This window comes from Dechloromonas denitrificans (genome assembly GCF_001551835.1).
Lineage (GTDB): Bacteria > Pseudomonadota > Gammaproteobacteria > Burkholderiales > Rhodocyclaceae > Azonexus > Azonexus denitrificans.
This window is the reverse complement of sequence record NZ_LODL01000015.1, coordinates 1-1,712: the sequence shown is the minus strand read 5'-3', so window position 1 is coordinate 1,712 and position 1,712 is coordinate 1. Positions and strand designations below refer to the sequence as shown.

Annotated in this window: 1 protein-coding gene; it reads left to right on the top strand. The window is 64.9% G+C overall.

Features of this window, described 5'->3' with window-relative positions:
• On the top strand, window positions 1-1,712 hold a 1,712-nt coding region (locus tag AT959_RS07770; protein WP_066882368.1), incomplete at both ends, for a TolC family outer membrane protein.

The following is a 1,712-nucleotide window of genomic DNA, read 5'->3' as shown; positions in this document are numbered from 1 at the left end:
CTGAACAGCCCGGAAGTGACCTCGAAATGGCACAACTACAAGGCGGCGGAAGAAGAAATCGGGGTGGCTCGCGGCGGCTTCCTGCCGCGCGTTGACCTGACCGCCGGCGGTGGCCGGGAAACCCTGCAACAACCGCCGCTGCGCGACCGTAACGACTACAGTCGGAGCAGCTACCTGCTCAGCCTCAACCAGATGCTCTTCGACGGCTTCGCCACCCACAACGAAGTCCGTCGCCTCGACAAAGCCCGCCTCGTTCGCTACTACGAACTGCTCGACGCCTCCGAAAACGTCGCCCTCGAAGCCGCCCGCGCCTACCTCGACGTCCTCCGTTACCGCTTCCTGGTCAATCTCGCCGAAGACAACTACGTCCAGCACAAAGCCACCCACGAACAACTCATCCGGCGCACCCAAAGCGGCGTCGGTCGTCGCGTCGACCTCGAACAAGCCGGCAGCCGCCTCGCCCTCGCCGAAATCAACCTGACCACCGAAACCGCCAACCTGCACGACGTCACCGCCCGCTACCAGCGCCTGATCAACAGCCAGCCCCCCGGCACCGTGCTCCCCCCCAGCCAGCTCGGCAACCAACTGCCGGCCAGCCAAAAAGCCGCCCTCGACACCCTCTACCAAAAAAACCCGGCCCTCCTCGCCGCCGTTGAAAACATCGAAGCCGCCGAACGCGACATCGACGTCCGCCGTGCCGCCTACAGCCCCAAACTCGACTTCCGGGCCCGCACCGACAACACCAACAACTACCTCGGCGTCGACGGTCAACGCAACTACAACGTCGCCGAACTCGTCGTCAGCTGGAATATCTTCAACGGCGGCAGCGACCGCGCCCGCGAAAAGCAATACATCGAACGCAAGCACCTCGCCGTCGATCTACGCGAAAAAGCCTGCCGCGACACCCGGCAAACCCTCGCCATCGCCTACAACGACGTCCAGCGCCTGAAAGAACAAAGCACCTACCTCGCCACCCAGGTCAGCCTGCTCGAAAAAACCCGCGACGCCTACCGCGACCAATTCAACGTCGGCCAACGCACCCTGCTCGACCTGCTCGACACCGAAAACGAACTGCTCAGCGCCCGCCGCAACGCCGTCAACGCCGACACCGACTTGAGCCTCGCCTACCTGCGCACCTACGCCGGCATGGGCACCCTGCTCGAAGTCCTCGGCCTGCAAAAACTCGACGCCCGCGACCCGGCCGCCAACGAACTCGCCGGCAGCGACGCCCGCCAATTCTGCCCGGCTGAAGCCATCACCCAAGTCGCCAGCAACCGCGAAACCCTCAACGCCCGCGCCATGGCCCAACTCGACAGCAAGCCGGCGCTCCCTGCCGCCGCCGTGCCGCCGGCCAGCCTCGACGGCGAACTGCAAGCCCAGGTCAACGCCTGGGCCGCCGCCTGGGCCGCCAAGAACTACAACGACTACCTCGCCTTCTACGCCCCCAGCTTCACCCCGGACGGCGGCCTGAGCCGCGAAGACTGGGCGCAACTACGGCGCAGCCGGATCGCGACCCGTGACAACATCGGCGTCGAGCTGCACGACATCAAGATCCGGCTGGACGGCCCGGACCGTGCCTTCGCCGAATTCCGCCAGGTCTATCAGTCGAATCAGTACAAGGACACGACGCAGAAGAGCCTGGAGCTGATCAAGGTCGGCGGCAAGTGGCTGATCAACCGGGAAAGCTCGGTGCCTTGTACTGGGAATACCGT